Source organism: Pseudoalteromonas sp. NZS37, assembly GCF_015864265.1.
GTDB lineage: Bacteria > Pseudomonadota > Gammaproteobacteria > Enterobacterales > Alteromonadaceae > Pseudoalteromonas > Pseudoalteromonas arctica.
On record NZ_JADYXL010000006.1, the window covers coordinates 225,642 to 241,542 of the forward strand.

Consider the following 15,901-nt stretch of genomic DNA (forward strand, 5'->3'; position numbering starts at 1 on the left):
AAGGCGCTTACTAAGCGCCTTTTTGTTTATTTAGTTCTTTTATTTAGTCTTCGTGTTTGCTTTGCGTGCTCACTAAGCTCAGTTAAACCTAATTGGTCGTAACTTTTTTCCATCATTTCAAGCGCGGGATCCAAGTAACTGCTTTGTGAGTAGTGTTCAACAACAAACTTACCTCTATTAGCAGCAGCTAAATAAGCTTCACGCTCATAATAGTAAGTGGCTACTTTTAATTCATAACGTGCCATACGATTTAAAAGCCATACTAAACGACGCTTAGCTTCAGGCGCGTAATCACTTTTCGGAAAGCGTTTTACTAGTGTCGATAAATCGGTAAATGCAACACGTGTACGGTTTGCATCTCTATCAGCTCTATCTACACCAAAGTACTCTTGGAACGCATTTTTATCTGCTTTAATGTTTACTAAACCACGCATGTAATACATGTAATCTAGGTCTTTATGGTTTGGATTTAAGCGAATAAAGCGGTCAATGGTTGCAAGTGCTTGTTCAGTATTACCTGATTGGTAATGTGCATACACTAAGTCCATTTGTACTTGTTTAGAGAATGGGCCAAACGGGTAGCGAGAATCTATTGCACTCAAAAGTTCAATTGCGCGAGCATATAAACCAGAATCTAGTGTTTCTTTTGCATCTTCATATAAAGCGTGTGCAGACTTATTCGGTACACGTTGAATGTCTTCTTGGTCTGGAGCAGACGAACAAGCGCCTAAACTAAGTACAGAAACTGAAAAAACAATGGCAAATGCACGTTTCCCTATTTTATTTATCATTTTATTTGTTACCTTCGATGTCTTCGGCTAGGCCAAGTCGGTAAAACCGAGTAAACTATGCGTATTATATTATGCTTTTATTAAAAGCGATTCTAACCCAGTCGAGCAAAGCTTGCACTGGTAAATTGGGTAAAGTTACTAATGTCAGAGCAAATTTCTCTTCAAGCCGACGTTCCAACCGAATTAGGTGGTAAACGTCTAGACCAAGTATTAGCACAATTGTTCCCTGATTATTCACGTTCTCGTATAAAAACGTGGATATTGGATGATAAAATCACCGTAGACGGTGAAATTTTCAACACTCCACGCGAAAAGCTACTAGGTGGTGAAGTTGTAAGTGTTGAAACAACAATTGAAGCACCACGCGAATACGAAGCACAAGATATCAAATTAAACATTGTTTATGAAGACGATGATATTTTGGTAATTAATAAACCAATGGGCCTAGTGGTTCACCCTGGTGCGGGTAACCCTAATGGAACAGTGCTAAACGCATTACTACATTACTACCCTGAAATAATTAACGTACCACGCGCGGGTATTGTGCATCGTTTAGATAAAGACACGACCGGTTTAATGGTTGTAGCTAAAACGATTCCAGCACAAACGCATTTAGTAACAGCGCTACAAAAGCGTGAAAACTTCACGCGTGAATATGAAGCACTGTGTAATGGTACTATGACCGCAGGTGGTATGGTTGAAAAAGCGATTGGCCGCCATCCGACTCAGCGTACGCATATGGCAGTACATGAGCTGGGTAAACCGGCAATTACACATTACCGTGTTGCTGAAAAATTCCGTGCTCATACTCGTTTACGCCTGCGCTTAGAAACAGGTCGTACGCATCAAATTCGCGTGCACATGGCACATTTAAATCACCCGCTAATTGGCGATCAATCTTATGGCGGCCGTCCGCGTCCACCTAAAGGTGCAACACCTGAGTTATTTGAGTTACTTCGTAGCTTTAGACGCCAAGCACTTCATGCTGTAAAATTGAGTATTGCGCATCCAATCACGGGTGAAATGATGACATGGCAAGCACCTATCCCAGACGATATGGTTGCTATGACACTCGCATTACGTGAAGATACTAAAGCTAATCCTGATATCGATAGATAATGCACTTATTGTCAGCTACATGGCAAAACCTTCATAAAGTAGGAACGTTAAGTACTACTTGTGGAGGTGGTGTTTCAAAAATCCCATTTAAAAGTTTTAATTTGGGATTCCATGTTGGTGATAATCAAAATCATGTATCAAAAAACCGCTCATTATTAACAAATCTCCTACCTAAACCTGCCGTGTGGCTAAATCAAATTCATAGCTCTAATGTTGTTATTGTTGATGAACATTTTGATTTTGATGAGTTACACGATGCTGATGCGCTTTATACTCAGTTATTAAATCAGCCTTTGGCTATAATGACCGCCGATTGTTTACCTATTTTATTAGTCAGTGATGATGAAAAAGAAGTTGCAGCTATACATGGCGGCTGGCGAGGACTTGAGCAGGGAATTATTAAAAATACTTTGGAATGTTTTAGCTCAAAGTGTGAAAATATAAATGCGTGGTTAGGGCCTGCAATTGGGCCAACTCGATTTGAGGTTGGGGCTGAAGTGTTTGAGTTATTTCAAAAAAGGTCCCCTTTATTTATTCAAGCATTTACACTACAAACTAATGGTAAATATCTTGCTGATATCTATGGTATTGCGCGTACTTTACTTACCCAGCAAGGCGTTAAAAATATTACGGGTGGCGACTACTGCACAGTCTCTCAAAGTGACTTATTTTTTTCTTATCGGCGAGATGGACAAACTGGACGTATGGCTAGTTTGATCTGGCGCAAGTAATTCACATCTTTAATCATTATATTTCCCCCTACACCTTGAACAAACACCTAAACATACCCATTAATTAAGCAATTAGATTATTTAATAGGTAACACCATGCGTTTAGATAGATTTACAAGTAAATTTCAATCTGCGCTTTCTGATGCGCAATCGCTAGCCCTTGGTCGCGATCATCAATTTATTGAACCCGTACATTTAATGTATTCACTACTAAAGCAAAGTGGCTCTAGTGTACGTGCATTATTTGCACAAACGGGTGTCAGCGCTGACGAACTCAACACCAAGCTTTCACAAGAAATAGAAAAATTATTTAAAGTAGAAGGTGTAGGTGGCGACGTCCAGCTATCAAACAATATGGCATCACTTATTAATCTATGTGATAAGTACGCGCAAAAACGCAAAGACAAATATATTTCAAGTGAATTATTTGTACTGGCGGCATGCGATGATAAAGGTCCACTTGGCGATATATTTAGGTCGTTAAATATTACCTCGACTAAAATTGAAACTGCAATTAAAGCGATTCGCGGCGGTCAAAAAGTTGATGACCCAAATGCCGAAGAAACACGTCAAGCGCTTGAGAAATTCACGATTGATCTAACTGAGCGAGCAGAGCAAGGTAAGCTTGACCCCGTTATTGGTCGCGATGACGAAATTCGCCGCACGATTCAGGTACTACAACGCCGCACTAAAAATAACCCTGTATTAATCGGTGAACCAGGTGTTGGTAAAACAGCAATCGCCGAGGGGTTAGCACAGCGTATTATTAATGGTGAAGTACCTGAAGGATTAAAAAATAAACGCGTACTATCACTTGATTTAGGGGCGTTAGTTGCGGGTGCTAAATACCGTGGCGAATTTGAAGAACGTTTAAAATCAGTATTAAACGAATTGGCTAAAGAAGAAGGCCAAGTCATTTTATTTATTGATGAAATACATACTATTGTAGGTGCAGGAAAAAGTGACGGCGCCATGGATGCAGGCAATATGTTAAAGCCAGCATTAGCACGCGGCGAATTACACTGTGTTGGCGCAACCACGCTTGATGAATACCGTAAATATATAGAAAAAGACGCAGCTCTTGAGCGTCGATTCCAAAAGGTACTTATTGAAGAGCCATCTGTTGAAGATACCATTGCAATATTACGTGGCTTAAAAGAGCGATATGAGTTACATCATTCAGTAGAAATTACTGACCCCGCGATTGTTGCTGCGGCGCAGTTATCTCATCGTTACATTAGTGACCGTCAGTTACCCGATAAAGCGATTGATTTAATAGATGAAGCGGGTTCTTCAATTCGATTACAAATTGACTCCAAACCAGAATCGTTAGACAAGCTTGAACGCCGTATCATCCAGCTAAAGTTAGAAGATAATGCGCTAGCGAAAGAAAAAGACGAAGCAAGTCAAAAACGCCGAGCTGAAATGCAAGAGTTGATCACCGACCTTGATGGGCAATATCGTGAGCTAGACGAGATATGGAATGCTGAAAAAGCATCACTTCAAGGCACGCAAGTAATTAAAGCCGAGCTTGAACAAGCAAGATTAGATTTAGATGTAGCGCGAAGAGCAAGTGATTTACAGCGTATGTCAGAGCTGCAATATGGGCGAATTCCAGAACTTGAACGAAAACTTGATTTAGCCTCACAAGCCGAAATGCAAGAAATGACTCTGCTTAAAAACCAAGTAGGTGAGGATGAAATTGCTGAAATACTGTCTCGCTGGACAGGAATTCCTGTTGCAAGAATGCTACAAGGTGAGCGTGAAAAGCTGCTGCAAATGGAAGATAAGTTACACAGTAAAGTAATAGGGCAAGATGAAGCGGTTGTTGCTGTTTCTAACGCAATACGACGCTCACGTGCCGGGCTTGCAGATCCTAATCGTCCTATTGGTTCTTTCTTATTTTTAGGTCCAACTGGTGTGGGTAAAACCGAGCTGACAAAAGCACTGGCTGGTTTTATGTTTGATACCGAAGATGCCATGGTGCGTATCGACATGTCTGAGTTTATGGAAAAACATTCAGTCGCACGTCTAGTAGGGGCTCCTCCAGGTTACGTGGGTTACGAAGAGGGCGGTTATTTAACAGAAGCTGTTCGTCGTAAACCTTACTCAGTGATATTGCTTGATGAAATAGAAAAGGCGCATCCTGATGTGTTTAATATTTTACTGCAAGTATTAGATGATGGCCGATTAACTGACGGGCAGGGTAGAACCGTTGATTTTAAAAATACCGTTATTATCATGACCTCAAATCTAGGCTCAGATATTATCCAAGAGCAAGCGGGTAATAATGATTACACGACCCTTAAAGCTAAAGTAATGGAAGTATTAATTAATGAGTTTAGGCCTGAATTTATTAACCGTATAGACGAGACTGTCGTGTTCCACCCGTTAGCAAACGAGCATATAAAAGAAATAGCTGATATTCAGTTAATGAAATTACGTGAGCGTTTAACTGAGATGGGATATCTGCTTGAAATAAGCGATGCTGCTCTTGAGCGAATAGCAGAAAGTGGGTTTGATCCTGTGTACGGTGCACGTCCGCTTAAGCGTGCTATTCAACAAACGATTGAAAACCCGCTGGCACAAAAGTTACTCAATGGAGACTACTTACCAGGTTGCGTGATCGTTATTGATGCAAATGACGACTCTCTGGTATTTTCCAAGCGTTAATTGTAAATAATTAAACTCAAAAGCCGCTAAAATAGCGGCTTTTTTATGTTTGTTAAACTTTAAAAGTTAGTAATAAATCGTTCACCCTACGTGAACCTTCAACAAGTTCAGCTGCTCCTTTTGCAACATTAAAGCTTAAGCTTAAGTTGTTATCTCCAAAGTCTTTAATTTGCGAAACATTATTACTAATATCATTACTAACCATTTGTTGCTCTTCTGCAGCAGATGATATTTGTATTGCTAAATGAGATATTTCACTGATTTGGATAAAAATCCCCTCTAATTCAACTTGAGTTTTATCGGTTGTCAGCACACAATTATCGGCTTGTGCTTTAGTGCTTTGCATTACTTTAGACCAGCTAAATAAAGTATCTTGTATTTCTTTAATAGAACTGTGGATTTGTGTTGTAGCATTTTGAGTACGTGACGAAAGGGTCCTTACCTCGTCGGCTACTACAGCAAAGCCTCGCCCATGCTCTCCCGCTCTAGCTGCTTCAATCGCTGCATTAAGGGCAAGTAAGTTAGTTTGATCGGCAATTCCCTCTATTTCACTCATTACTTTACCAATCTTATCTGCTTCAGAGGCTAAGCTGGTGGCTGTGGTTGCAGCCTTTTCTACTTGAAAAGCTAAATCAGATACCATTTTACTATTATCGGCAATATGGTCTTTTATTTCAGAGCAGCTTTGGTGGGTGTTATTCACTTTATCAGCTGTTTGAGCGGTATTTACTGATATTTCACCAATGGTAGAACTCATTTGAGTCATCGCTGATGCAATTTGTTCTAAACGCTCACCTTGCGAAGAAATGCCTTTTTCAGTAAGTGTTGATTGTTTATCTAGATCAGTCGCGATGCCATTAAAGCTTAATGTAGAGTCTTTCATACGGCCAAGAACCGTGCGCAATTTTGCGCTTAGCATTTGCTCTCTATAATCACTTACGCTATGCGGTGTGTGGCCGCTGTAAATATAGCGAGAGATTGAATCGGCTTTTGCTTTTTGTTCGCGTAATATTTTAGGAGTAACAATCAGTTCATCATAATTTAGCGCAATAACCAAAACGCAAATAAGTAGGCTAATTACAGCTATAGAGATTGATCCCGTAACAGCAATAAAAATCAGCCAAAGTAATAGGCATATAAAAGTAATGCCTTGTCTTATTGTGGTGTGTTCTCGTAGTTTAAATGATGACTTATTGGTATTTATTTTGTTGTAAAGAGCGTGTGCACGTTGCTTAAGTTGAGAGCTTGCTTTAGTTCTTACTGATTGATAACCAACAAGTCGGCTATGCTCAAAAATAGGGGTTACAAAGGCATCTACCCAATAATAACGGCCATCTTTACAGCGGTTTTTAACCATGCCGCGCCACGAGTGCTCTTGTTTTAATGTTGCCCACATTTCTTTAAAGGCCGCTTTTGGCATATCAGGGTGACGAACAATATTATGATGCTGACCGATAAGCTCTTGTGCGCTATAACCTGCTACAGAGCAAAACTCTTGATTGACGTATGTTATTACACCCTTGAGGTCGGTAGTAGAAACAAGCTCTTGTGACTCATCAAAGTATACTTCTTCATTTTTTAAGCTTTTATCATTGTGCATTATGTTTATTATCATCCTTTATTGTTGCTGTCATTATATTGGTTACACACTACAAAGCAAAAAATAGCGTCTTTCCTTTTATGCTCATAAGGCAAATAATTGTTTTTATTGATCTAGATCAAATTTAAATATCGAGTAGCTAAATTGAACTCATTTTAAATAAGTTCCGGTCTATTATTTTAGGCTTATATTTTGCGTATTTAATTTATACTTAAATACGCATTTAAAGCATTTGTATAATGCCCAGAGCAATGGCAATATTACGACTTAATATAATGATGTTGGTCATATTGAGCGCATGTATAGAGTGGGTAAATAATTATTAACTTAGAAAAATTATATTGTTCTAGCAATTTATACCAGTTGCATTAAATAAGTGATCAATTATAGCGCTAAGAAAATAGCACAATAACAAGGCGAAAATTATGACATATAGTTGTTCTATATGAATAATTTTTAACGCAGTGAGTGCGCTATTTAATGCGATAGAATGATCATATTTTCAATAAAATTGGTATTAATCTTGAGTCTAAGTAATTAGTCCCCATAACCTTATGATTAAGCCACGTGGCCCGAGGAAAGATTTTTTGACAACACATGATTTAGCAAACGCACTTGAAGCGTTATCAGTAAATGAGCACCAACATGCAGTTAAAGGCATTAAACGTGGCATAGAGCGAGAGTCGCTAAGAATACAAGATAATGGTGCAATATCACCTCAAGGTCACCCAAAAGGTGTGGGCAGTGCGTTAACTAATGGCCATATCACAACTGATTTTTCTGAGTCTTTACTTGAATTTATTACTCCAGTTAGTGAATCGTCAACACAAACGCTTAAGCAATTAAAAGACCTTCAAAAGTTCACTCTAGAAAAAATGGGCGATGAACTACTTTGGCCCATTAGCATGCCGTGTTTTATTGAGCACCAAGACGATATAGTGCTAGCTCAGTTTGGTAGTTCAAATACTGGTCAAATGAAAACACTATACCGTGAAGGATTAAAAAATCGCTACGGTAGTATGATGCAAGCAATTGCAGGTGTTCACTTTAATATTTCATTCCCAGATACGCTTTGGCAGTCACTTCATTCGTTACAACAAAGCAATGCAAGCCTTCAAGATTTTATTTCAGAAGGCTACTTATCGCTTATTCGTAACTTTAAACGCGAACTATGGCTAATAAGTTACATGTTTGGCGCATCGCCAGCATTGTGTAACTCATTTTTGCAAGGTCGAAAAACTGACTTACCATTTAAAAAACTAGGTAAAGGCACGCTTTACTTAGAAGTTGGTACAGCACTGCGTTTAGGTAATTTAGGTTATACAAATAGCGCTCAGTCGTCACTACGCGTAATGTATAACTCGTTAGATGAATATGTAGCGGGCCTTAAAAAAGCAATCAACACACCATCAGAAATTTATGGTGATCTTGATGACTATAAGAGTAAAAACCCTAAGCAGTTAAATAAAAATATTCTGCAGATTGAAAACGAATTTTACTCGCCAATTCGTCCTAAGCGCAATGCGAAAAGTGGCGAAACGCCAACGGATGCATTGCTTCGAGCAGGCATTGAATACGTAGAAATTCGCGCATTAGACGTTAACCCGTTTAGCGAAGTTGGTATTGATATTGAGCAAATTCACTTTTTAGATGTGTTTTTAACGTATTGTTTATTAAAAGATTCAGCTCCAATGGATTGGAAAGAACAAGCACGTAGTACTGAAAATCTCGACACAGTAGTAAACCAAGGTCGAGAAGAAGGGCTAATGCTTAACTTTAATAACACACAGCGTAGCCTTCAGTCGTGGGGCGATGAAATATTTACCCAGCTTACAGATGTCGCTAAATGGATGGATAATGCTTATGGTGTTAACTATTACTCAGATACTATAAAGCGCATGGCAACGTGGATACATAATCCAGAGCTTACTTACTCTGGACGTTACGTGTCACAATTAAAAGAGTCTGGTTTAGACAACGGCCACTTTGCACTAGCATTGGCTAGTAAATATAAGCAAAGCCACGCAGATACTGACTACAGCGAGTTTTTAAAGCCTTGGCTGGAACAACAAGTTGTAGAGTCTAACGAAGCACAAGCTGCAATTGAGCAAGCAGATACCCAGTCATTTACCGCGTTTTTAGATGCGTATTTTGACGGTAAATAACCTTGGTATTTAGCAACATTTAAGCAAAAAAAAACGCAGCCTAAGTTGGCTGCGTAAATATATTCAGGGATGAATTAATGCTGTACTGCTGCATTCATTGAGTCAGACCCACACTTTATAAAAAAGTTCTGTGAGATCTTAGAAAAATGAAAAAAAATGCAATTATCCTATCTCTCGCCATTACTTTAGCCGGTTGTGCTACAGCACCTCCAAAGCAACCTAACGATTTATGTAAAATTTTTGAAGAAAAGCCAGATTGGTATTTCGACGCAAAAGATGCACAAGAAAAATGGGGTTCTCCCAAGCATGTACTCATGAGTATGATGTACCAAGAAAGCTCATTTAAGCATGATGCCGCTCCGCCTATGGAGTACTTCTTATGGATAATTCCTACCGGTCGCGCAAGTGATGCCTATGGTTACTCGCAAGCTAAAACACCTACATGGTCTGATTATATTCGTGAAACAGGCAACAACGGTGCTGATAGAGATGACTTTGACGATGCAATCGACTTTATGGCGTGGTTTGTTTATAAAACGCATAAAGTAAATAAAATATCTAAATGGGATGCTTACGCACAATACCTTAATTATCATGAAGGTTGGGGTGGGTATAAGCGTGGCACGTACAAAAAGAAAAAGTGGCTAATGGGTGTTGCGAACAAAGTTAAGCACAGAGCGAGCCGTTATGGTGCGCAATTAAAACACTGCGAAGAAGAGCTTGATAAAGGTTGGTTTGAACGTCTTATATTTGGCTAGATAATTATTAATGGATATAAAAAAGGAGCCAATTGGCTCCTTTTTTATTTAGCGAGAACGCTTATTCGGCAGTATCTTCACTTGTTTTATCATATTTTCTTTTACTTCGAGTACTTCAATAGGATATCCCGCGATACGCAGACTAATATTTGCATCAGGAATATTCTCCAAGTATTCAACAATTAAACCACTCAGAGTTTTAGGTCCATCGAGCGGGAAATCCCAACCCATTTCTTTATTTAAATCGCGTACGTTAGCGCCGCCATCCACAATACATGAGCCATCAGTTTGTGTTTCTACTTCTTCGCTCGGCGTACGAGTTTGCGTAGTTGTGAAATCGCCAACAACTTCTTCTAAAATATCTTCTAGGGTCACTAGGCCTTGGATGTCGCCATACTCATCTACCACTAAGCCTATGCGTTCTTTAGATTGCTGAAACTTTAATAGCTGAGTATTTAGTGATGTTCCTTCAGGGATAAAGTAAATTTCACGTACAGCTCGTAGCAAAGATGGTTTATCAAATTGCTCTTTTGTAAGTAGACGAAGCGCATCACGTGAGTGAATAAAACCTACTGCATCATCTATATTATCGCGATACAACAACACACGAGTATGTTGTGCATGAGTAAGCTGGCGACTAATTAGTTTCCAATCGTCATTAATATCAATGGCCACAATTTCGTTTCGTGGGATCATAATATCTTCAACGGTTACTTGTTCTAAATCTAAAATTGAAGTCAGCATACTTTGATGACGAGCAGGAATAAGTGCGCCTGACTCATTGAGTACTGTTTTTAATTCTTCTTTACTCATGCTGTGTTCGTCGATTTGTGCGGCACTAATACCAAATAATCGCAATATTCCGTTGGTCATCCAGTTAATAACAACCACAAAAGGGAACATTATTTTAAGTAGCCCTTTTAAAATAATAGAGCTTGGAAAGGCAACTTTTTCAGGATAAAGAGCAGCAAGGGTTTTAGGGGTTACTTCTGCAAATATAAGCACAACTAAAGTTAACACACCTGTAGCTATTGCAATACCGAGGTCACCATAAAGACGAATACCTATAATGGTTGCAACTTGGGCTGCTGCAATATTAACAAGGTTATTACCGATTAAGATTAAACCGATGAGCCTATCTGGACGGCTAAGTAATTTACTGACTCGTTTAGCTGCACGATGATCCTCTTTAGCGAGGTGTCGCAGGCGTATACGATTGATTGACATAATTCCGGTTTCTGAACCAGAAAAATAAGCAGAAAAAAGCACCAAAAAACCTAAAATGATAAATAGGGTACTTGTCGATATGTCGTCCAACGATGGATCCTTTTCTTATAAATCAATGCGTATTAAGCTAGAGTGAGCAAGCAGAGTCAAGTTAAAACTTATTTAGTATCACTTCTTGTATGAAACGGCTGCCAAAATAAGCGAGTGTGAGGACAAATGCAGCGACCATGATTGTAATAACCACCGGTTTACCGCGCCAACCCTTTTTCATATGCCCGATAGCTACAACGGCAAAAATAGCCCACGCAACTAACGATAATATTGTTTTATGAATGAACTCTTTAGCGAACATTCCATCAAGAAATACAAACCCTGAAAGTAATGCAAATGTGAGTAATATAGTGCCTAAATTAAGAAGTTGGTAAAGCTGGCGCTCCACAACCATTAAAGGCGGAAGATGGCTATGCACAATTGCTAAATCTTTACGTTTTAAACGTTTATCAATAAAGTAAAACTGTACACCATATAAAGTAGCGATAATTAAAATACAGTAGGCTAACAAAGATAAAGAGATGTGCGTTACTAAACCCACCTCAATATTAATACTTTGCAATAAAATATGATGAGGTATAAATAAACTGGCAATGGTTAGTAAGGCACCAAAACCATAAACAACGGGCAACAATAAAGTTGCAGGGAATTTTAGCGAGACAGCCGTCACCGAGACCACAATCACCCAGCACGTCAAAAGAGCGACGTTTACGATACTTAAATCTTGACCGTCGGCTCTAAAAACAGAGTTAACTAACAGCAGCATGTGCGCCACTATAGCAACCGTGCTTAAAATAACGGTTACTTTTTGGCTTGGGCCTTGTTGATGAAACAGGCGTGAAAGCACGTGAGACGTTGCTAACACATAAAATAAACTGGCAATAATAGTTAAACTAATAATCAGCATTGTGCTTGGGCCACTTAATTTGAGACAAAATAATCCTTGTTGTTATATAGCCATTGTATTTTATAGCAAAGCAAATGCATAGACCTTAAAAAAAGAAACTCATCAAGGTGCACTTGAACACTATATTGTAAGACGCCATATACGGTATACTACTTTTAATTGAAACTTAATAAGTCAATCTAGGTTAATTGAAAAATCAAATTAATCGTAAAATTTAAATGGATTGATATAAACGTCTTATCGGAACCGTTACATGTTTGAGAACCTCCAAGAACGATTAGGTAAAACCTTAAAAAATATCAGTGGCCGTGGCCGTCTGACGGAAGACAACATAAAAGACACACTTCGCGAAGTGCGTATGGCATTTTTAGAAGCTGATGTGGCATTACCTGTTGTTCGCGACTTTGTGAAACAAGTTAAAGAACGTGCAGTTGGGGTTGAAGTTACAAAAAGCTTAAGCCCAGGCCAAGTATTTATAAAAATAGTGCGTGAAGAACTAGAAAAAGCAATGGGCGAGGCTAATGAAGAGCTAAGTCTAAATGCGCAACCGCCAGCCGTTGTAATGGTAGCGGGTCTACAAGGTGCGGGTAAAACCACCAGTGTAGCTAAGCTTGCTAAGTTTTTAAAAGAGCGAAAAAAGAAATCAGTACTTGTAGTAAGTGCCGATGTTTATCGCCCTGCGGCGATTAAACAGCTAGAAACGCTTGCAGCAGAAGTTGATGTTGATTTCTTCCCAAGTGATATTTCGCAAAAGCCAGTTGATATTGCAACCGCTGCAATTTCTCATGCTAAAAAGAAATTTATAGATGTAGTACTTGTTGATACTGCAGGTCGTCTACATGTTGATAGCAACATGATGGATGAAATTAAAGATCTTCATAAAGCAATCAATCCAATTGAAACCTTGTTCGTTGTTGATGCAATGACAGGTCAAGATGCGGCGAATACAGCTAAAGCATTCGACGAAGCATTACCACTTACCGGTGTTATATTAACAAAAACCGATGGTGATGCTCGTGGTGGTGCTGCTTTATCTATTCGGCACATCACTGGCAAGCCTATTAAGTTTATGGGTGTGGGTGAGCGCACTGACGCACTTGAACCTTTCCACCCAGACCGTATAGCGTCGCGTATTTTAGGCATGGGTGACGTACTTTCATTAATCGAAGAAGTCGAGATGAAAGTAGATAAAGAGCAAGCTGCTAGAGTTGCTGAAAAAGTATTTAAAGGCGCAGGTTTTACTCTTGATGATTTTGCTGACCAATTAAAGCAAATGAAAAGCATGGGTGGCATGATGTCAATGCTTGATAAGCTCCCTGGTATGTCTAACTTACCAGATGCTGTTAAAGGTCAAATGGGTGATAAAACATTTATCCAAATGGAAGCTATTATTAGCTCTATGACTAAAAAAGAGCGTGCACGCCCAGAAATCATTAAAGGTTCGCGTAAAAAACGCATAGCAGCTGGCTCTGGTACACAAGTACAAGAGATTAATAAGTTGCTTAAGCAGTTTACGCAAATGCAAAAAATGATGAAAAAAATGAAAGGTAAAGGCGGCATGACTAAAATGATGCGCGGTATGAAAGGCATGTTACCACCTGGAATGATGGGCGGCGGCGGTCCTAAATTTTAAAAAGTACCATTAAGTTACTTTTTAAAATAATAGCGAATCATATTTAAAGGAGCAAATAGCTCCTTTTTTGTTGAATAAATTATGCATGTAATACACCTTTAACTCTTATTTGTCGTTGAGATCACGGTTTAACCTACTAAACTGCCTTTTTGGTTCACTTCTTACTTGCGTTATTGCCAAAAACTCGTACAATTCCCCAGCTCCCCATTCTGGGGAGTAAATCTTATTAATGAAAACAGTCAATCTTTATAGAGGACGGTATGGTAACTATTCGTTTGCAACGTGGTGGCGCTAAAAAACGCCCTTTCTATCAAATTGTGGTTGCGGATAGCCGTTTCTCGCGTGACGGTCGCTTCATCGAGAAAGTAGGCTTTTTTAACCCAATTGCTTCAGGTCAAGAAGAAAAAATTCGTTTAGATTTACCACGTGTTGAACACTGGGTAGGTCAGGGCGCATCTCTTTCAGATCGCGTAGCTAAGTTAGTAAAAGACGCTCGTAAAGCGGCTTAATAGGCGTAAGTGTAACCATGAGTCAAGAGAACACCTCATCAATAATTGTCGTAGGAAAGCTCGGTGCCCCATATGGTATAAAGGGCTGGCTTAAGGTACATTCATTTACTGATGATCCCGTAGGGATCTTCGATTTCAGCCCGTGGTTGATAGGGCAGCAAGGTAAATGGCAGTCCTTAGAAGTGGTCGACTGGCGTCGCCACAACAAAGGCTTTATCGCTAAATTTGCGCAGGTAAACGACCGAGACGAAGCAATGGCTTATACCCATGCTGAAATCTCAATGGATGCAGCGCATTTACCAGAACTCCCGCAAGGTGAGTTCTATTGGCGAGATCTCATTGGCATGTCTGTTGTAACCGATAAAGGTTATAGCTTAGGCATTGTTGATGACCTGATGGAGACAGGGTCAAATGACGTACTGGTTGTTAAAGCAAACAGTAAAGACGCATTTGGTCAAGCTGAGCGTTTGATTCCTTTTTTAACTGATTCAGTTATTAAAGAAGTTAAATACGACGCAAGAGAAATTACCGTAGACTGGGATCCTGGTTTTTAATGACGCAAACTAGTTCATTATGGGTAGGGGTGATAAGCCTTTTTCCAGACATGTTTGACGCTATTACAGACCAAGGTGTTACCGGTCGCGCAGTAAAAAATGGCTTAATTGATTTTAACTGCTGGAATCCGCGAGACTACGCTTTAGATAAGCATAGAACCGTAGATGACCGTCCTTACGGGGGCGGACCTGGTATGTTAATGATGGTTGAGCCATTAAAAAAAGCGATTGCCGAAGCTAAAAAAGCAGCTGGTGATGGTGCTAAAGTAATTTATATGTCCCCGCAAGGGCGCAAACTTGATCAGCAAGGTGCTAGCGAACTCGCTAACTCTAAAAAACTGATTTTGATTGCCGGTCGCTATGAAGGTATAGATGAAAGAATAATAGAATCATATGTTGACGAAGAATGGTCAATTGGTGATTTTATTTTGAGTGGTGGTGAACTACCTGCCATGACATTAATTGACGCAGTAGCGCGATTAGTGCCAGGTGTGTTAGGTCATAACCAGTCAGCGGAACAAGATTCATTTTCGGATGGCTTGTTAGATTGTCCACACTATACACGACCAGAAACATTGGACGACAAACAGGTTCCTGCTGTATTACTCAGTGGTAACCACCAAGAGATAGCAAAATGGCGGCTTATGCAGTCATTAGGCAGAACTTGGTTACGACGTCCTGACTTGTTGCATAACCTAGCTCTGACTGAGGAGCAAGCGGTATTACTCGCGAAATTTCAGCAAGAGTACCAAAAAGCTTGTGGCTAGAAGACAGTTACACCTAGGAAAGTGAGAAACATAATGGCAAAAGTAAACCAAAATATTATTAAAGCGCTTGAAGATGAGCAGCTTAAAACAGACGTACCTGCATTTGGCCCTGGTGATACAGTGGTTGTACAGGTAAAAGTAAAAGAAGGTGCTAAAGAGCGTCTACAGGCCTTTGAAGGTGTTGTAATCGCTAAGCGTAATCGTGGTCTTCACTCAGCATTCACAGTTCGTAAAATCTCGAACGGTGAAGGCGTTGAGCGTGTATTCCAAACGCACAGCCCTCTTATTGATAGCGTAACAGTTAAGCGTCGCGGTGCAGTTCGCCGTGCTAAGCTTTACTATCTACGTGAGCGTTCTGGTAAATCTGCACGTATTAGAGAAAAACTTAACTAATACGCGCTGTTTATCAACGCAAA

At 39.6% G+C, this 15,901-nt stretch carries 14 protein-coding genes; 10 read left to right on the plus strand and 4 right to left on the minus strand.

Going from position 1 to position 15,901, the window contains the following annotated elements; all coding sequences use genetic code 11:
• Positions 1 to 26 precede the first annotated feature (26 nt).
• Positions 27 to 791 (minus strand): outer membrane protein assembly factor BamD, encoded by a 765-nt coding sequence (locus I6F47_RS13485; RefSeq protein WP_007581382.1) that lies wholly within the window; start codon positions 789 to 791, stop codon positions 27 to 29.
• A gap of 141 nt (positions 792 to 932) precedes the next feature.
• Between I6F47_RS13485 and rluD the strand changes: the two genes are divergently transcribed.
• The 3 genes from rluD to clpB all read left to right on the plus strand — a co-directional run bounded on the left by rluD (position 933) and on the right by clpB (position 5,314).
• Positions 933 to 1,910: a 23S rRNA pseudouridine(1911/1915/1917) synthase RluD gene (rluD, locus tag I6F47_RS13490; protein ID WP_007581384.1), complete on the plus strand. Its 978-nt coding sequence runs from the start codon at positions 933 to 935 to the stop codon at positions 1,908 to 1,910.
• Positions 1,910 to 2,641: a peptidoglycan editing factor PgeF gene (gene pgeF / locus I6F47_RS13495; protein WP_197184010.1), complete on the plus strand. Its 732-nt coding sequence runs from the start codon at positions 1,910 to 1,912 to the stop codon at positions 2,639 to 2,641. The genes rluD and pgeF overlap by 1 nt, the downstream gene beginning before the upstream one ends.
• Positions 2,642 to 2,737: 96 nt before the next feature.
• Entirely contained in the window at positions 2,738 to 5,314 is a 2,577-nt protein-coding gene (clpB, locus tag I6F47_RS13500; RefSeq protein ID WP_007581388.1) for an ATP-dependent chaperone ClpB, read from the plus strand.
• Between the two features lie 52 nt (positions 5,315 to 5,366).
• Here clpB and I6F47_RS13505 read toward each other — a convergent pair whose 3' ends face one another.
• Complete coding sequence (locus tag I6F47_RS13505) at positions 5,367 to 6,914, minus strand: methyl-accepting chemotaxis protein (protein WP_197184011.1); 1,548 nt, start codon at positions 6,912 to 6,914, stop codon at positions 5,367 to 5,369.
• 587 nt (positions 6,915 to 7,501) lie between these two features.
• On the opposite strand from I6F47_RS13505, the gene gshA reads away from it, so the two are divergent.
• Positions 7,502 to 9,079 (plus strand): glutamate--cysteine ligase, encoded by a 1,578-nt coding sequence (gene gshA, locus I6F47_RS13510; protein ID WP_165721331.1) that lies wholly within the window; start codon positions 7,502 to 7,504, stop codon positions 9,077 to 9,079.
• 146 nt (positions 9,080 to 9,225) lie between these two features.
• Positions 9,226 to 9,837: a transglycosylase SLT domain-containing protein gene (locus I6F47_RS13515; protein WP_010554629.1), complete on the plus strand. Its 612-nt coding sequence runs from the start codon at positions 9,226 to 9,228 to the stop codon at positions 9,835 to 9,837.
• Positions 9,838 to 9,885: 48 nt separating this feature from the next.
• Here the strand turns inward: I6F47_RS13515 and I6F47_RS13520 are convergent, their stop codons facing one another.
• Together I6F47_RS13520 and I6F47_RS13525 are read right to left on the minus strand one after the other, a co-directional pair.
• Complete coding sequence (locus I6F47_RS13520; protein ID WP_007581396.1) at positions 9,886 to 11,154, minus strand: HlyC/CorC family transporter; 1,269 nt, start codon at positions 11,152 to 11,154, stop codon at positions 9,886 to 9,888.
• A 61-nt stretch (positions 11,155 to 11,215) separates the two neighbouring features.
• The gene (locus I6F47_RS13525) at positions 11,216 to 12,022 is read right to left on the minus strand and encodes a cytochrome C assembly family protein (protein WP_024593585.1); all 807 of its coding nucleotides are present in this window, start codon (positions 12,020 to 12,022) and stop codon (positions 11,216 to 11,218) included.
• 253 nt (positions 12,023 to 12,275) lie between these two features.
• On the opposite strand from I6F47_RS13525, the gene ffh reads away from it, so the two are divergent.
• The 5 genes from ffh to rplS all read left to right on the plus strand — a co-directional run bounded on the left by ffh (position 12,276) and on the right by rplS (position 15,878).
• Entirely contained in the window at positions 12,276 to 13,655 is a 1,380-nt protein-coding gene (gene ffh, locus I6F47_RS13530) for a signal recognition particle protein (RefSeq protein WP_007581399.1), read from the plus strand.
• Positions 13,656 to 13,915: 260 nt separating this feature from the next.
• Positions 13,916 to 14,164: a 30S ribosomal protein S16 gene (gene rpsP / locus I6F47_RS13535; RefSeq protein ID WP_002962192.1), complete on the plus strand. Its 249-nt coding sequence runs from the start codon at positions 13,916 to 13,918 to the stop codon at positions 14,162 to 14,164.
• A gap of 17 nt (positions 14,165 to 14,181) precedes the next feature.
• Positions 14,182 to 14,718, plus strand: coding sequence for a ribosome maturation factor RimM (gene rimM, locus I6F47_RS13540; protein WP_010554631.1), 537 nt, complete (start codon positions 14,182 to 14,184; stop codon positions 14,716 to 14,718).
• The gene (gene trmD / locus I6F47_RS13545) at positions 14,718 to 15,485 is read left to right on the plus strand and encodes a tRNA (guanosine(37)-N1)-methyltransferase TrmD (protein WP_007581405.1); all 768 of its coding nucleotides are present in this window, start codon (positions 14,718 to 14,720) and stop codon (positions 15,483 to 15,485) included. Before rimM ends, trmD begins: the two co-directional genes overlap by 1 nt.
• 33 nt (positions 15,486 to 15,518) lie before the next feature.
• Positions 15,519 to 15,878, plus strand: coding sequence for a 50S ribosomal protein L19 (rplS, locus tag I6F47_RS13550; protein ID WP_007581406.1), 360 nt, complete (start codon positions 15,519 to 15,521; stop codon positions 15,876 to 15,878).
• The last annotated feature ends 23 nt before the right edge of the window (positions 15,879 to 15,901 follow it).

Coding starts and splice junctions, on each gene's coding strand:
- I6F47_RS13485 (WP_007581382.1), bottom strand. CDS start 791: ATGATAAATAAAATAGGGAAACGTGCATTTGCCATTGTTTTTTCAGTT.
- rluD (WP_007581384.1), top strand. CDS start 933: ATGTCAGAGCAAATTTCTCTTCAAGCCGACGTTCCAACCGAATTAGGT.
- pgeF (WP_197184010.1), top strand. CDS start 1,910: ATGCACTTATTGTCAGCTACATGGCAAAACCTTCATAAAGTAGGAACG.
- clpB (WP_007581388.1), top strand. CDS start 2,738: ATGCGTTTAGATAGATTTACAAGTAAATTTCAATCTGCGCTTTCTGAT.
- I6F47_RS13505 (WP_197184011.1), bottom strand. CDS start 6,914: ATGCACAATGATAAAAGCTTAAAAAATGAAGAAGTATACTTTGATGAG.
- I6F47_RS13515 (WP_010554629.1), top strand. CDS start 9,226: ATGAAAAAAAATGCAATTATCCTATCTCTCGCCATTACTTTAGCCGGT.
- I6F47_RS13525 (WP_024593585.1), bottom strand. CDS start 12,022: ATGCTGATTATTAGTTTAACTATTATTGCCAGTTTATTTTATGTGTTA.
- ffh (WP_007581399.1), top strand. CDS start 12,276: ATGTTTGAGAACCTCCAAGAACGATTAGGTAAAACCTTAAAAAATATC.
- rpsP (WP_002962192.1), top strand. CDS start 13,916: ATGGTAACTATTCGTTTGCAACGTGGTGGCGCTAAAAAACGCCCTTTC.
- rimM (WP_010554631.1), top strand. CDS start 14,182: ATGAGTCAAGAGAACACCTCATCAATAATTGTCGTAGGAAAGCTCGGT.
- trmD (WP_007581405.1), top strand. CDS start 14,718: ATGACGCAAACTAGTTCATTATGGGTAGGGGTGATAAGCCTTTTTCCA.
- rplS (WP_007581406.1), top strand. CDS start 15,519: ATGGCAAAAGTAAACCAAAATATTATTAAAGCGCTTGAAGATGAGCAG.